13 protein-coding genes are annotated in these 15,325 nt (G+C 63.6%); 5 read left to right on the top strand and 8 right to left on the bottom strand.

What is annotated here, in order from left to right; genetic code table 11:
• The first annotated feature begins 3 nt into the window (after positions 1-3).
• The 3 genes from FJV83_RS12315 to FJV83_RS12305 are packed head-to-tail and all read left to right on the top strand — an operon-like array spanning position 4 to position 4,421.
• Entirely contained in the window at positions 4-489 is a 486-nt protein-coding gene (locus tag FJV83_RS12315) for a DUF559 domain-containing protein (RefSeq protein ID WP_142885301.1), read from the top strand.
• Positions 486-3,056: an FAD-dependent oxidoreductase gene (locus tag FJV83_RS12310; RefSeq protein WP_142885300.1), complete on the top strand. Its 2,571-nt coding sequence runs from the start codon at positions 486-488 to the stop codon at positions 3,054-3,056. The genes FJV83_RS12315 and FJV83_RS12310 overlap by 4 nt, the downstream gene beginning before the upstream one ends.
• A 9-nt stretch (positions 3,057-3,065) precedes the next feature.
• Complete coding sequence (locus FJV83_RS12305; RefSeq protein ID WP_142885299.1) at positions 3,066-4,421, top strand: Xaa-Pro peptidase family protein; 1,356 nt, start codon at positions 3,066-3,068, stop codon at positions 4,419-4,421.
• On the opposite strand, the gene FJV83_RS12300 is transcribed toward FJV83_RS12305, so the two are convergent.
• Positions 4,386-5,213 (bottom strand): PhnD/SsuA/transferrin family substrate-binding protein, encoded by an 828-nt coding sequence (locus tag FJV83_RS12300; protein WP_142885298.1) that lies wholly within the window; start codon positions 5,211-5,213, stop codon positions 4,386-4,388. The genes FJV83_RS12305 and FJV83_RS12300 overlap by 36 nt on opposite strands.
• A 93-nt stretch (positions 5,214-5,306) precedes the next feature.
• Entirely contained in the window at positions 5,307-6,317 is a 1,011-nt protein-coding gene (locus FJV83_RS12295) for a fatty acid desaturase (RefSeq protein ID WP_179296431.1), read from the bottom strand.
• Between the two features lie 230 nt (positions 6,318-6,547).
• On the opposite strand from FJV83_RS12295, the gene FJV83_RS12290 reads away from it, so the two are divergent.
• Both FJV83_RS12290 and bmt read left to right on the top strand, forming a co-directional pair.
• A complete protein-coding gene (locus FJV83_RS12290) occupies positions 6,548-7,405 on the top strand; it encodes a helix-turn-helix transcriptional regulator (protein ID WP_095772939.1) in 858 nt (285 codons plus the stop codon).
• Positions 7,406-7,554: 149 nt separating this feature from the next.
• Positions 7,555-8,577, top strand: coding sequence for a betaine--homocysteine S-methyltransferase (gene bmt, locus FJV83_RS12285; RefSeq protein ID WP_095772940.1), 1,023 nt, complete (start codon positions 7,555-7,557; stop codon positions 8,575-8,577).
• Positions 8,578-8,586: 9 nt separating this feature from the next.
• Here bmt and FJV83_RS36400 read toward each other — a convergent pair whose 3' ends face one another.
• The 6 genes from FJV83_RS36400 to FJV83_RS12255 all read right to left on the bottom strand — a co-directional run bounded on the left by FJV83_RS36400 (position 8,587) and on the right by FJV83_RS12255 (position 15,151).
• Positions 8,587-8,868 carry a hypothetical protein gene (locus FJV83_RS36400; protein WP_185973329.1) on the bottom strand — a complete coding sequence of 94 codons (282 nt, stop codon included), beginning with the start codon at positions 8,866-8,868 and terminating at the stop codon, positions 8,587-8,589.
• Between the two features lie 211 nt (positions 8,869-9,079).
• Positions 9,080-11,203 carry a VWA domain-containing protein gene (locus tag FJV83_RS12275; protein ID WP_142885297.1) on the bottom strand — a complete coding sequence of 708 codons (2,124 nt, stop codon included), beginning with the start codon at positions 11,201-11,203 and terminating at the stop codon, positions 9,080-9,082.
• A gap of 2 nt (positions 11,204-11,205) precedes the next feature.
• Positions 11,206-11,766 carry an RNA polymerase sigma factor gene (locus FJV83_RS12270; protein WP_095773110.1) on the bottom strand — a complete coding sequence of 187 codons (561 nt, stop codon included), beginning with the start codon at positions 11,764-11,766 and terminating at the stop codon, positions 11,206-11,208.
• A gap of 191 nt (positions 11,767-11,957) precedes the next feature.
• Positions 11,958-12,695 carry a dienelactone hydrolase family protein gene (locus tag FJV83_RS12265; RefSeq protein ID WP_095773111.1) on the bottom strand — a complete coding sequence of 246 codons (738 nt, stop codon included), beginning with the start codon at positions 12,693-12,695 and terminating at the stop codon, positions 11,958-11,960.
• Positions 12,696-12,800: 105 nt separating this feature from the next.
• Positions 12,801-13,487 carry a hypothetical protein gene (locus FJV83_RS12260; RefSeq protein ID WP_142885296.1) on the bottom strand — a complete coding sequence of 229 codons (687 nt, stop codon included), beginning with the start codon at positions 13,485-13,487 and terminating at the stop codon, positions 12,801-12,803.
• An 89-nt stretch (positions 13,488-13,576) separates the two neighbouring features.
• Positions 13,577-15,151 (bottom strand): trimethylamine methyltransferase family protein, encoded by a 1,575-nt coding sequence (locus tag FJV83_RS12255; RefSeq protein ID WP_142875703.1) that lies wholly within the window; start codon positions 15,149-15,151, stop codon positions 13,577-13,579.
• Between the last annotated feature and the right edge of the window lie 174 nt (positions 15,152-15,325).

The raw sequence follows: 15,325 nt of genomic DNA, 5'->3' as shown, positions 1-15,325 counted from the left end.
GGGGTGGTGCCGCGAAGCGGCGACGGAGTGGGGGAAGCCGCTGGTCAACCCCGCAGTCGCCGCAAGACAGGCACAACCCAGCGGGTGCGCAACCTCAGGCAAGCAGGCAATCAGGCGGAAGCATTGCTTTGGCTTGAACTGAAGGCGCGCAAGCTTGGCGGCTATCGCTTTACACGCCAGTTTTCCATCGGCCCCTTTTTTGCTGACTTCTGTTGCCGCGAGCGAAGGCTCGTCGTTGAGACTGACGGCTCGCAACACGCCGGCAGTTCACATGACCGCCGCCGCGACGACTTCATGCGCGGCCAAGGCTATTCGATCCTGCGTCTTTGGAACCATGACGTTCTGAAACATCGTACTTCCGTCTGTGAAGCCATTCTTGCCGCGCTTGACGGCAGGCTGGTCGAGGATACCACTGTCTCCGACCTCCGCTTCGTCTTCGCGCCGCGCTTATCCGATTCAATTTCTCTAAAAACGGACCTATCTTCATGAAATCCCATGCAAAAGCGGTTGTCATCGGCGGCGGTGTCGTCGGCTGCTCGGTGCTCTATCACCTGGCCAAGGCCGGCTGGACCGACATCATGCTGATCGAGCGCTCGGAGTTGACCTCCGGCTCGTCCTGGCACGCGGCGGGCGGCTTCCACACGCTGAACGGCGATCCCAACGTCGCCAAGCTGCAGGCCTACACGGTGCAACTCTACAAGGAGATCGAGGAAATCTCCGGCCAGTCCTGCTCGCTGCACCTGACCGGTGGCGTGATGATGGCCGACACGCCGGAACGCATGGACTTCCTGCGCCTTGCCCATGCCAAGGGGCGTTATCTCGGCATGGACACCGAGCTGATCACGCCGTCCGAAGCCAAGGCGATGTTCCCGCTGATGGACGAGAAGAACTTCGTCGGCGCCATGTGGGATCCGGTGGAAGGCCATCTCGACCCGTCCGGCACCACCATCGCCTACTCCAAGGCGGCGAAGAAACTCGGCGCCGAGATCGTGCTGCGCAATCGCGTCGTCGATCTCACGCAGCAGCCCGACGGCACCTGGAATGTCGTCACCGAACAGGGCACGGTCCACGCCGAGCATGTCGTGAATTGCGGCGGCCTGTGGGCGCGCGAGATCGGCCGCATGGTCGGCGTCGAGCTGCCCGTGCTGGCCATGGAGCACATGTACCTCCTCACCGAGCCGATGCCGGAGGTCGAGGAGTTCAACAAGTCGACGGGCCGCGAAATGATCGGCGTGCTCGACTTCAAGGGCGAGATCTACACACGCCAGGAGCGCAACGGCATCCTGCTCGGCACCTATGAAAAAGCCTGCAAGCCGTGGTCGCCGATCAACACGCCGTGGGATTTCGGCCACGAATTGCTGCCGCCCGACCTCGACCGCATCGCGCCGTCGCTGGAGATCGGCTTCAAGCACTTCCCCGGCATCGAGAAGGCCGGCATCAAGCAGATCATCAACGGGCCGTTCACCTTCGCGCTCGACGGCAACCCGCTGGTCGGTCCGGTGCAGGGCCTGACCAATTTCTGGTGCGCCTGCGCTGTCATGGCCGGCTTCAGCCAGGGCGGCGGCGTCGGTCTCGCACTATCGAACTGGATGGTCCATGGCGATCCGGGCTTCGACGTCTGGGGCATGGATGTCGCCCGCTTCGGCGAATGGGCAGGCCTACGCTACACCAACGCCAAGGTGCGCGAAAACTATTCGCGCCGCTTCTCCATCCGTTTCCCCAACGAGGAGCTGCCGGCCGCGCGGCCGGCCCAGACGACGCCGCTCTACGACACGATGCTCGCCAACAACGCCGTCATGGGCGACTCCTGGGGTCTTGAAACCCCGCTCTGGTTCGCGCCGAAGGGCAAGGAACCGAAGGACATCGTCTCCTTCCATCGCTCCAACGATTTTGGGCCCATCGGCGAGGAAGTGCGCGCCACGCGCGAGCGCGTCGGCGTCACCGAAATCGCCAACTTCGCCAAATACGAAGTGTCGGGACCGGGCGCGGAAGAGTTCCTCAACCGGCTGATGACCAACCGCATGCCGAAGACCGGCCGCATCGTGCTCACCCCGATGATCAACGAATTCGGCAAGCTGATCGGCGACTTCACCATCGCCAAGGCCGGCGAAGACCGCTTCATGATCTGGGGTTCGTCGGCCGCGCAGAAATACCACATGCGCTGGTTCGAGAAGCACCTGCCGAAGGACGGTTCGGTGCGCATCCACCGTTTCGACCAGACGCTTGTCGGCCTGTCCATCGCCGGGCCGAAATCGCGTGACCTCTTGCAGAAACTCGTCGACGTCGACATCTCGACGAAAGCCTTCCGCTTCATGGATTTCCGCGAGATGGCGGTCGGCGGCGCTCCCTGCATGGTCAACCGCATCACCTATACCGGCGATCTCGGCTACGAGATCTGGATGGCGCCGGCCTATCAGCGGCTGGTGTACAAGGCGATCAAGGACGCCGGCGAGGAGTTCGGCCTGGTCGATTTCGGCATGCGCGCTTTGCTGTCGATGCGCCTGGAAAAGAACTTCCCGACCTGGTTCCGCGAGTTGCGGCCGATCTACGGGCCGTTCGAAGGGGCGATGGACCGCTTCATCAAGCTCGAGAAGAACGACTTCATCGGCCGCGAAGCCGCTGCCAAGGAACAGGCGGAAGGCCCGAAACTGCGTCGCGTCTCCTTCATCGTCGATGCGGCGGACGCCGATGTCATGGGCGATGAGCCGATCTGGGCCAAGGTCAGCAAGGATTACGGCACGGTGGAAAAGCCGCATGGCTATGGCGCGCCGCGCTTCGATGACAAGGGCAAGGAAGTGCGCGGCTCCAACGCCGCCGAAGGCGCTTCCGCCGTGCGCGGCATCGTCGATGGCGGCTGGCGCGTGGTCGGCTGGGTCACATCAGGCGGCTATGCGCACTATGTGCAGAGGTCGATGGCGCAGGGCTACGTGCCGGCGGCACTGGCCGAGGACGAAAGTGCCGGCCTTTTCGAGATCGAGATCCTCGGACATCGCCGCCCGGCGCGAATCAATGTCGAAGCGCCTTTCGACCCGAGCGGCGAGAAGATGCGGACCTGAGGTTCGACGATGGACAGCGCGGCGCCAAAGGGCAGCTTCGGCCGCCATCGCAAGATCATGCCGTTCGAGCCCGGCTCGATCGAGGCGCTGCGCGAAGCCTCCCGCCAGAAGGCGGCGTCTCTCAACCAGCATGTGCTGGGCTATGGCGCGCAGGCGGAAGCTGAATGGGCAGCGGCAGGGATTGCCGCGCCCGACCTGCCGGCGATGCGCCAATACCGGCTGGAGCGCATCCGCGCCGAGCTGAAGCGCCGCGACTATGCCGGCGCCCTTCTCTACGATCCCGTCAACATCCGCTACGCCACCGACAGCACCAATATGCAGCTGTGGGTGGCGCACAACCCGACTCGGCATTGTTTCGTCGCCACCGAGGGTCCGGTGGTGCTGTTCGACTATTTCTCCTGCGAGCACCTGTCCGACCATTCCGGCGTCGTCGACGAGGTGCGTCCGGCCGTGTCGTGGATGTATCTCTATGGCGGCGAACTGACAGAGCAGAAAGTCCGCCGCTGGGCCGCCGGCATTGCCGATCTGGTCAGGGAACATGGCGGCGGCAACAGCCGCATCGCGGTTGATCACATCAATCCGGAAGGCGCCGAGGAACTCGCCCGTCTCGGCATCTCCATCGGCAATGGCGAAGCGGTGATGGAGAATGCCCGGCTGATCAAATCACCGGACGAAATCCTCGCCATGCGCCGCGCCATCGTTGCCTGCGAGGCGGCGATGGGCGAGATGAAACAGGCTCTGCAGCCCGGCATTTCCGAGAACGAGTTGTGGGCCGAACTGCACCGCGGCAACATTGCGCGCGGCGGCGAATGGATCGAGACGCGGCTGCTGGCGTCCGGCCCGCGCACCAATCCGTGGTTCCAGGAGTGCTCGTCGCGCATCATCGAGGCCGGCGACCTCGTCGCCTTCGACACCGACCTGATCGGCCCCTACGGCTTCTGCGCCGACCTGTCGCGCACCTGGCTGTGCGGCGATACAAAGCCGACCAACGAACAGCGCGACCTGTTCCGCATCGCCGCTGACCAGATCACCCACAATACCGAATTGATGCGGCCGGGCATCTCGTTTCGTGACCTTGTCGAACACTCGGCCGTGCCGCCTGGAGACTGCTTCCCGACCCGTTACGGCGTGCTCTATCACGGCGTCGGCCTGGCCGACGAATACCCGACGCTGCCACATGCCAGCGACTGGACGCCGGACACGCCGGACGGCATGCTCGAACCGGGCATGGTGCTGTGCGTCGAAAGCTATATCGGCAGGCTTGGCGGGCGCGAAGGCGTCAAGATCGAGGAGCAGATCCTGATCACCGAGACCGGCAACGAGCAGCTTTCAACCTACCCGCTGGATGCGAGGCTGCTCGGCTAACCCAGCCAAGGCTTCACGCATTGCCCGGACGGTCTTTTCCGGCGTCGTCCTGGCAGTGATGAAGGGCAGGCCCTTGCGCCGTGCGGTCCAGCCGACGATCACAACCTTGCGTGCCGCCGGTTCGAAACGCTGCGCCAGCGCCCAGCTCTCGCAGTCGATCGCGGCGACATCTGCCCTGCCCTCGGCAACAGTGACGATCGAAGCGCGATGACCGCCGCTTTCGCTGCGCGAGGAAAAGATGGCGAGGCTTTCGCCGGCCGCCTGCAGATCGCGCGTCAGGCCGATGGTGCCCGACATCGAATCCAGGCTGTTGAAGGTGAAGCATTTGCCGCGGAGCAGGTCGAGCGGCAGCACGGCCTTGCCATCCGCGGGCGATCGCGCCTCCGGCCCCTCGCCCGTCCGCATCACCAGCGCGCTGGAATAAAGTTCGCCCTGCCCGCCTTCATAGGCGTCATAGCTTGGCTGGCCGACCACTTGCACATGGCTCGACAGGCCGAATTCCATCGGCCCCCAGCAGGTCTGCGCGAACAGCAGCGCCGGGTGCAGCCAGAGCCTGTGATAGTCGAGTTCATCCGGTGGCAATGTCGCTGGATCCGGCGCGATCAGGACCCCCTGGGCATCGTGGATGCCGCCCGGCACCGGCGGCAGATCGCCATTGCGACGCACGATGGTTTGCGGTGCGTCGATGCCCTTTTGCCGGAAGGCATCGCGCAGCAGCGCCCACTGCGCATCGACCTCGCCGCGCACTTCGGGCCAATCGTACATCGGCAGGGCCGCAATCGATTCACTCATGCCGACACTCAATCATCATGTCTGTAGAAAGGATCGCAAAAACGCGGCGTCCAATCAGAATTGGCCGACACAGAACCCGAGGGATGCCCCGGATTATTCCTTGGGCGGCTCGGCGGGCACCGGCGCGGTGCCGAGGCCATTGATGTTGCGCGCCCGGATACGCGGCTTGAACGCCCGGCCGTGCTCGGGCGCACGCCGCAGCACCGGATGCACGATCGGCTCTTTCGCCTTGAAGGCATAGGCTTTGATCAGCGCGAAATAATTCGGATAGGCATAGCCGTTGTTCATCCGCAGCCATTCGTCGCGACGCTCGCGAAACAGTTTCGGCAGCTTGTACCAGGCCACCGTAGGCGTCTTGTGATGGACGAAGTGCAGATTGTTGTTGAGGAACAGGAACGACAGCGGCGAGCGCTCGATGATCACCGTGCGGCCTTCCGGATGCTCGGACCACTGATGCTCGGCAAAGGTGCGGATCGCGATCAGCGACTGGCCGAGCCAGACCGGCGCGAGAATGTAGAGCCACAGCGGAATGCCGAAGCCAAACTGCACGATCGGCGCCACGATGGCGAGGCCGATCGCATGCAGCAGCCAAGCCTTGCGGATCGCCTTGTCGCCGGCCATCATCTGCTTGAAATCGTCGATGAAGAAGCCGATGCAGGACAGCCAGGGGCCAAGGAAGAAACGGCCGACCATGGTGTTGTTGATCTTGAGCAGGAACTTCATCGTCGGCGGCAAATCGTCATGCTGCCACAGCGCCTGGTAATAGCTTTCCGGATCGTCGAGCGGATCGGTCAGCCGCTCGTCGGCATGGTGGCGCAAATGCAATGTCTTGAAGCGGCGGAACGGCCAGACCAGGCCGATCGGCAGGAAGACGAAGGCCTCGTTGATCAACGCGCTGCGCGTCGGATGGCCATGCAGCACTTCGTGCATGATCGACGACTGCAATGCCAGGATGAAGCCAAGGAGAGCGAGCGCGAGGATGGGATAGGACGGCCAGAGCAGGAAACCGGTGGCAAGCCATGTTCCGTAGCAGAAGAAAGCGAGAACCACGGTCGGCCACTCGATGGCCGGTGCGTTGCGTCGCTTGATGCTCTTGCCTGTCATGCTATCGACCACTGCCCCTCAGTCGTCGGAACCCCAACTGGTTCCTGACAGCATAGTGTCAGGAGAAACGATTCCACTCAACGCGACAAAGTATACAAAATGTTGCGATTGCGCATTTTTGACCGCACATGTTACACATTGTAAACAACCTTGGGGATTCATTTACGCCTGAGGCGCCTCACCAGGCTGCCTTGACGCAAATTTTTCCTCAAGACTCGGAGAAGCGGACGATGGACAAACGCGATCTGTCAGCAATTTTCCGGGAGCGTCTGAAGCTGCTCCTGACACGCTCGGACCTCAACCAGTCGGCCTTCGCGTCAGCGGTCGGCATCGACCGGTCGGCACTGTCGCAGCTGATGTCAGGTGCCTCGACGCGCCTGCCGCGTGCCGAAACGCTGCTCAACATCGCCGCCGAATTCAAGGTGTCGCTGGACTGGCTGCTGGGCCTCAGCCAGGACGAAGGCGTCACCGGCGAAATCCGCGAAAGCCTGGAGATCGAGGAAGCGCCCGATGGTTTCGACCGCACGCTGCTCGCCAAATGGTTCGCCGAGGCAGCGGGCACCAAGATCCGCTACGTGCCCGCGGGCATTCCCGATCTGCTGCGAACCCGCGCGCTGGTCGACTACGAAGCCAACATCACCAACAGGAGCCGGCTGGCGCAGGCCAGCGAGACGCAGTACCGCATCGAATACAACCGCCGCCCGGAAACCGACATGGAAGTCTGCATGCCGCGCCACACGCTGGAGATTTTCGCGCGCGGCCTCGGTGTGTGGGATCGCTTTCCCGAGGCCGACCGCCGGCAGCAGCTCGCCCATATGGCGACGCTGCTCGACGATCTCTATCCGACCTTCCGCCTGTTTCTCTATGACGGCCGCATGCGCTATTCGATCCCGCTCACCATCTTCGGCCCCTATCGCGCCGCCATCTATGTCGGCGACATGTATGTCGTGCTGAACGCCACCCAGCCGGTCCAGGCACTGACCCAGCATTTCGACAATCTGATCCGTGCCGCCGACGTCAATCCGCACGAGGCAGCAAGCTTCGCCCGCAATCTGGCCGGCATGTCGTTCCCGTCAGGCTCTGTCTGATCGACGGCAATCATGGTCATTCGAATGCTGGACCCCGACACGGTCGAAGGCCACGCCATTGGCTTTGCCGAAGGTCGCCACAAATCATTGACTAGACATAAAGACTTCTTTATATCCTTATTCGAATTTGAAACACGAAAGCCAATCCGATGACCACCACCAATCCGATCGATGCCCTGCTGGCTGAAAAGGGCGTGCTGCTGGCCGATGGCGCCACCGGCACCAACCTGTTCGCGATGGGTCTGGAGGCCGGCGAGGCACCCGAACTGCTGAACGAGACGGCGCCCGGCACCATCACCAGCCTGCACCAGAATTTCGTCGATGCCGGTGCAGACATCATCCTGACCAACTCCTTCGGCGGCACCCGCCACCGGCTGAAACTCCACCATGCGCAGGACCGCGTGCATGCACTCAACAAGCGCGCCGCCGAGATTGCCCGCGCCGTCGCCGACAAGGCCGGCCGCAAGGTGATCGTTGCCGGCTCCGTCGGCCCGACCGGCGAATTGCTGGTGCCGCTTGGCGCCATGACCTATGACGAGGCGGTCGACGCCTTCGCCGAGCAGATCGAGGGTCTCAAGGAAGGCGGCGCGGAAGTCGCCTGGATCGAGACCATGTCGGCGCCCGACGAGATACGCGCCGCCGCCGAAGCCGCCATCCGTGTCGGCCTCCCCTACACCTATACCGGCTCCTTCGACACCGCCGGCCGCACCATGATGGGCCTGCTGCCGAAAGACATCCATGGCGTCGCCGACGGGCTGTCGGAAGCACCGCTCGGCGTTGGCGCCAATTGCGGCGTCGGCGCCTCGGACATCCTGGCCTCGCTGCTCGACATGACTGAGGCGAAGCCGCGGGCGACGGTGATCGTCAAGGGCAATTGCGGCATTCCGGAATTCCGCGGCACCGAGATCCATTACTCCGGCACGCCGGAACTGATGGCCGACTATGTTCGCCTCGCCGTCGATGCCGGCGCCAAGATTGTCGGCGGTTGCTGCGGCACGTCGTTCCAGCACCTCGCCGCCATGCGCAAGGCGCTCGATGGCCACACCAAGGCCAGCCGCCCGACGGTCGAGACGATCGTCGAGCGCATCGGTCCGATGCGCAACAAGGTGGCAACGCAAAACACCGCCGAGACCAGCGAAGCGCGCCGCGAGCGTCGCCGCAGCCGGGCCTGAGGATTTCGATTATTCGCTGTTGTCGGCGTAGCTCGACTGCGCCGACTTGAAATCGACGGCATTGTCGCCGCGCATCGTCATCAGCGCGCCGGACGAAGCCGGATCGGTGATCTGTTCCAGCATGGCGCTGAAGCGGTCGTTGGTCAGCGCCGACATGGCGGTGTGACGGGCCTGCGCGACATCGTCGCTGATGCGTTTGGATTCGGCTGATGGTCCGCGCGAAGCCGTCGATGTTTGTGCTGGAATCTCTCGCGCCGGCGGCAACGAGTTGGCGATGGTGGTGATCTGCAATTGCGGCTCCCTCAAGCCCGAAGGCCAGTCCTGAATAATGGACCCGGGTTGCGATCCTCTACCGGAAATAACGCGCAATTTAACGACCTCGGAAAATCCGAAAAAAAGGCCGGCAAGGGAATGAACCCCTCGCCGGCCTGCCTCACCCGCCCGTGGGCCGGTTTCCCCTGTCAGAACGATCCCACCTGAAGGAAACCGGCCGTCATCGCCACTACCGGTTACCGCCCAGCGCCGAGGCAAGGCGCACAAGCGAGAGGAACTCGGACCTGTACCCAAACGGGTCGGCTCCTCGGGCGGCAGTGGCAATCTCCATGATCTTGTCGTAGCCGAACTTCGCGGTCGCATCCTCGTCGCGCAGCTTCTGGCCGAAGGCGGCGACCGCGACGGAGAAACGCTGGTCGGTGCTGGCCTGGTCGAAGGACGCCACCTCGTTGGCCGATGTCACCGGCGTGGTGATCAGCTTCGAGACGTCCTCGCTGGGCAGCTTGTAACGGATCTTGACGAAGGCATATTCATCCGCATTGGCGACGCCGCCATTGTTGACCGTGGCCTGGCCATAACGCAGCGGATCGATCTGCTCGCCACCACTGCCCTTCGGGGTGATCTCATAGATCGCGGTGACCGAATGGCCCGAGCCGATATCGCCGGCATCGACGCGGTCATTGTTGAAGTCCTCGCGGTTGAGCGCCCGGGTCTCGTAGCCGATCAGGCGGTATTCCGAGACCTTGTTGGGGTTGAACTCGACCTGGATCTTCACGTCCTTGGCGATCGGGAACAGCGTCGAGGAGGCATCCTCGACCAGTACCTTCTCCGCCTCGGCCAGTGTGTCGATATAGGCGGCGGTGCCGTTGCCGTTCTGGGCGATGGTCTGCATCATCTGGTCGTTCAGATTGTCGTGGCCGAAGCCGAACACCGACAGGAAGACACCGCTCTTGCGCTCCTGCTCGATCAGGCGCTTGAGATCATCGTCGTCGCTCTGTCCAACATTGAAGTCGCCATCGGTGGCCAGCATCACCCGGTTGACGCCGTCCTTGACGAAGGATTGCTGGGCAAGCTTGTAGGCTTCCTTGATGCCGGCTTCGCCGGCCGTCGAACCGCCGGGCGTGAGATTGTCGATGGCGTTCAGGATCTTGTCCTTCTCGGCAGCCCTGGTCGGCATCAGCACGGTGCCGGCCTCACCGGCATAGGTGACGATCGAGATCGTGTCGTCGGCCCTGAGCTTGCTGACCAGCAGCCGGAATGCCGACTTGAGCAGCGGCAGCTTGTCCGGCTCGTCCATCGAGCCCGAGACGTCGATCAGGAAGACCAGATTGGCCTTCGGCTGCTCGGTCGGCTTGATGTCGAAGCCCTTGATGGCGACATGCATCAGCTTGGTGTGACCATTCCACGGCGTCGGCATGACGCTGACGGTCGAATTGAACGGCGTCGACGCCGAGTCCGGCCCCTTCCAGTCATAGGGGAAGTAGTTGATCATCTCCTCGACACGGACGGTGTCGGCCTGCGGCACGGCCCCTTCCTTCAGCGAACGGCGCACGAAGGAATAGGAGGCGGTGTCGACATCGATCGAGAAGGTCGAGACCGGGTCTTCCAGTGCCGCATGCACCGGATTGGTCTTGAAATCCTGGACGCGATTGCGGTTTTCCTCTTGCGGCGCGATCTGATCCGCCGGCGCCATGGCAGGCTGCTGCGGGGCCATCAGCTTGGCCTCGGGAGCAGCTCGCGAGGCACTGCCCTCGAGCGCGAATTCGCCGGTTGGCGCCGGCGCTGGCGGTGCAATTTCGCTCAGCACGCCTCGTCCGAGCGCTTTCTGCTGCTGCGCTGTGCCGCCGGCAACGGTCGATTCGGATTTAGGCGGCGAAGCCGGCGCGACGAGCGCATCGCTGGCGTCGCGGCTTTCGACATCCGCGTCGGCCTTCTTGTCCTTGGCCGGCTCGGTGGCTGCAAGCGGCTGGTTGATCTTCGGCTTCGCCTGCTTCGGCTCGGCCGGCTTCAGCGTCGCCGGCTTGTCGGCCAGCGTTTCGGTGATCTTTTCGTCGCCGCCGAATTTGGCCGGCTGTTCCCTCAGCAGATGGAAAGTGGCGTATCCGGCGATCGGCAGGGCGACGAGCCCGGCAAGGGCCGGCGTGGCGATGAGTTTCTTTTGCATGATCTCGCTCCAGAGCTTTTGTGCTCGCTCTGTGAGACGAAGGCCGCCGACCGATCCTTGGGTGACGGCAGAAATAATTTCCTCATCATAGGCGCGCAAGGCGGCTTCGAAGGCGCGCGCCTTCGCGCTCTCACCCGGCGCCGGTGCCGCGATATCGCGCAGTCTGTTGAGTTCGTTGTCGTCGACCATGGTCACACTTCCCCGGCCGAGCGCATCAGCGTCTTCAGCCGTTTCTTCGCTTCATGGATGTGCCAGGAAACCGTCGTCTCCGAGATCGCCATCGCCTCGGCAGCGGCCGCATGGCTCAAGCCCTCGCCATAGACCAGCAGCACGGCGTCGCGCTGCTTGTCCGGAAGCTGCCGCACGGCGGCCCACAGCGCCTCGGCCGGATCCTCGCTCTCGGCCGGGGCCTCGCCCGAAATCAGCGCATGGACGCCATAGGCCTCGGTCTTCACGGTCTCGCGGGTGGTCTTGCGCATCATATCGCGCGCCGCGTTCATCGTCACGGAATAGAGCCATGTCGTGAAGGCACCTCCACCGCGATAGTCGCGGATCGCCTTGCCGAGCCGGACGCAGACTTCCTGGGCGATGTCTTCGGCATCGGCCTTCTTGCCGCACCAGCGATAGGCGGCGCGATAGACGAAGTCGTAGTGGCGCTCCAGCAATGTGCCGAAGGCCCCCCTGTCTCCGCCCTTCGCCCGCCCGATCAGTTCGGCGTCGGAGGCTTCGCTCTCATCCAGCATCATCGCCATCATTTGCCTGTTGGACGAAGGCTAATGGCTAATCCTTGGGATGATGGAAAGATTTTTTTGGCAAGCGCCCTCCTCCTTCACCCCGTTCACGGGAGAAGGTGCCCGGCAGGGCGGATGAGGAGCGGCGCCAACTCTCGAAGGTTCGTGCTGGAGTGCCCGAAATTGGAGCTTATCCCAAGCAGGCAGCCCCCCTATCCCAGCGTCTCCGCAAACAGCGTGATCAGCCTCTGCCAATGCCGTTCGGCGCCGGCCTGGTTGTAGACGCTGTGGTCCGGCACGCACCAGCCATGCGCCATGCCGACATAGTTCTCGATGGCGTGGTCGACTTCGGCATTGCGCAGCGCCTCCTCCAGCCGTGTCGACTGCTCCGGCGGGAAACTCCTGTCGATCCCCGCCATGCCGACATAGACACGCGCCTTGATGGATGCCGCTTTGCGGTGCGGGCTGTCGGCGGCATCGCTGGCGAGATTGCCGCCATGGAAACTCGCGGCGGCCCTGATCCTGTCCGGGTAGGCCGCGGCCGCATTGAGCGCCCGCGCGCCGCCCATGCAATAACCCACGGTGCCGATCGGACCGGTGACGCCTTCCTCGGCGAGCGCATCGAGAAAGGCTTCGCCGTCACTGATGGTCATCTGCTGCGTCGTGCCGGTGACCAGCGCCATCAGCGCTGCCTTGGTGCTTTCCTCGGTGAAGGCGGTCTTGGCGTCGAACGGACCATAGGGCGCGTTGCGATGGAAGAGGTCCGGCACCAGCACCGCGTAACCCTCGCCTGCCAGCCGCTCGGCCATGCCGTCGAGCGCCGGACGCGGACCGAAGGCGTCCTGGTAGAGAATGACACCGGACTTGGCGGAGGGCGTCTTGGCCGAGCGGAACAGGCCCGCTTTCGCCACCCCGTCACGGGTCTTGATCCTGAGATCCTGCTTCGCCATTGCGCGCTCCATTTGTCGGATGCGCGATACATATCCACGCGGCCTGCCACGGCAAGGCATTCCTTGAAAGTACCCGTCAACATTTCGTGCAGGATCGCGGGACGATCACAGGCCGGCGAATGCCGCCATGTGGAAGGCCTGGATATCAGACGGATAGCGATATTCCGTGCCATAGGGACAGGCATTGCGGTCGAGGCAGCCGCCGCTCCGGCACGGCTCGCCATTCCCTCCCCGCACATGCGCCAGGCAGGCCTGATAGGCGAAGCCTTTCGTGGAATAGGCATCGACCGGACAGGATTTCAGGCAAGGTTTCTCAACACAGGCATCGCAGAGATGCGCTGCCGCGCCCTGCCCCGGAAGCGCGATCTCGTCCTCGAACAGCAAAGCGCCGCGATAGGCATGCCAAAGCCCGTATTGCGGATGCATCAGAATGCCGAGCGGCGACGGTTTTAGCCCCTCGGCCCGGACAGCCCATTGCTGGAACGGCAGATAGGGCTTGTCGGAGGGAGAAACGGCGCGCGCGCCGAATGCCTCCGCCACATCGCCGATGACCTGCCGCGACCAGTTGTCGAGCGGATCGGCGATTGTCGACGGCTGCTGCTCCCGCCAGCGCAGGAAATGCGGCCAGGGTGCCGCACCCGCCTGCCCCACCAGCAGCACGGATTTCGCCGGCGCGCCCGAGGCGCTATGAGGGGCATCCTCATCACCGGGGAAAAAGAAGCCGCCACGCAGGATGAGGCCGTTGACGCCGAGCGCGGCCGTGATCTCTTCGACCATGCCGCGGGCAATCATCCCTTGTTGTCCGGATCGGAGAAGGCGCTCCGCCAGACTTCCTTGTGGATGATGTTGGCGACTTTAGCCCCGCCTGACTCGGGCTCCTTTCAAGTGAAGGCGTCGGGCATCGACCCCTTCTTCTTGGCGATGAACTCCTTCAGGGCTTCGTCGATGCTTGGATCGAGATGCGGCGCCTCGTAGCTTTCCAGCCAGCGGCGGGCGAGCTCGTTGGCGCGCTGCGGCGCGGTCTTCTCGCCTTCGGCCAGCCACTGTTCGTAGGAATTGTTGTCGGCGATGCTGGAGCGGTAGAAGGCCGTCTGGAAATTGGCCTGGGTGTGGTCGCAGCCGAGATAGTGGCTGCCCGGGCCGACCTGGCGGATGGCGTCCATCGCCTGGCCGTTCTCCGACAGGTCGACGCCTTCGGAGAATTTCTGCTGCATGCCGAGCTGGTCGATGTCCATCATGAACTTTTCATAGCAGGACGCCAGCCCGCCCTCGAGCCAGCCGGCCGAGTGGAGGACGAAGTTGGTGCCGGCAAGGATCGTCGAGTTCAGCGTGTTGGCGCTTTCATAGGCCGCCTGCGCATCCGGAACCTTGGACGCGCACAGCGAACCGCCGGTGCGGAACGGCAGGCCGAGGCGGCGTGCGAGCTGTGCGGCGCCATAGGACACCAGCGACGGCTCCGGCGTACCGAAGGTCGGCGCGCCCGACTGCATCGAGATCGACGAGGCAAAGGTGCCGAACAGCACCGGCGCGCCCGGCCGGATGAGCTGCGTGAACGATGCGCCGGCCAGCACTTCGGCCAGAACCTGCGTCAACGTGCCGGCGACCGTCACCGGGCTCATCGCGCCGGCAAGGATGAACGGCGTGACGATGCAGGCCTGGTTATGGCGCGAATAAACCTTCAGCGCGCCCAGCATGGTTTCGTCGAACACCATCGGCGAGTTGGCGTTGATCAGGCTGGTCAGCACCGTGTTGTTCTCGACGAAATCGTCGCCGAACACGAGCTTGGCCATGGCGACGGTGTCCTCGGCGCGTTCCGGCGCGGTCACCGAGCCCATGAACGGCTTGTCCGAGTATTTTATGTGCGAATAGATCATGTCGAGGTGGCGCTTGTTGACCGGCACGTCGACCGGCTCGCACACCGTGCCGCCCGAATGGTGGATCGACGGCGCCATATAGGCGAGCTTCACGAAATTCTGGAAATCCTCGATCGTCGCGTAGCGCCTGACACCGTCAAGGTCGCGCACGAAGGGCGGGCCATAGACCGGCGCAAAGACGGTAGCATTGCCGCCGATCTGCACCGAGCGCTCGGAATTGCGGGCATGCTGGGTATAGACGGACGGCGCGGTCTTCAGCAGCGAACGGCAAAGCCCCTTCGGGAAATGCACACGCTCGCCCTTGACGTCGGCGCCGGCCTCTTTCCACAGCTGCAACGCTTCGGCGTCATCGCGAAAGATGATGCCGATCTCTTCGAGCACCGTATCGGTGTTCTTCTCGATCAGCGCGAGGCCTTCCTCGTCAAGCACCTCATAGATGTTGATCTTGCGCTTGATGTAGGTGAGTTGGGTGCCGGGTCCGCCGCCGGAACGCGCGGCGCGCCTTGCCGCCGCTCCGCCGCTCGCGCCTCGCCCACGCCGCGCGTTTGACGCTTCCTGGTCGACTGCCGCGTGTTCACTCATGATCGCTCTTCCCTGAATATGGCCTGGCCTGACGATGGCCGGTCCGTAGCCGTTCTGGCCGCATGGCGCGGCTTTCGCCGGATCGTAGCCATGCACCCTATTCGAAACGGCCCGTCCGCGCCAACGCCTGTCGCAAAATCGACAAGAAAACCAATAGATTTTCCAGTCGCTTTC

The organism is Mesorhizobium sp. WSM4307, assembly GCF_007003945.1.
GTDB lineage: Bacteria > Pseudomonadota > Alphaproteobacteria > Rhizobiales > Rhizobiaceae > Mesorhizobium.
This window is presented reverse-complemented; position numbering and strand designations above follow the sequence as displayed.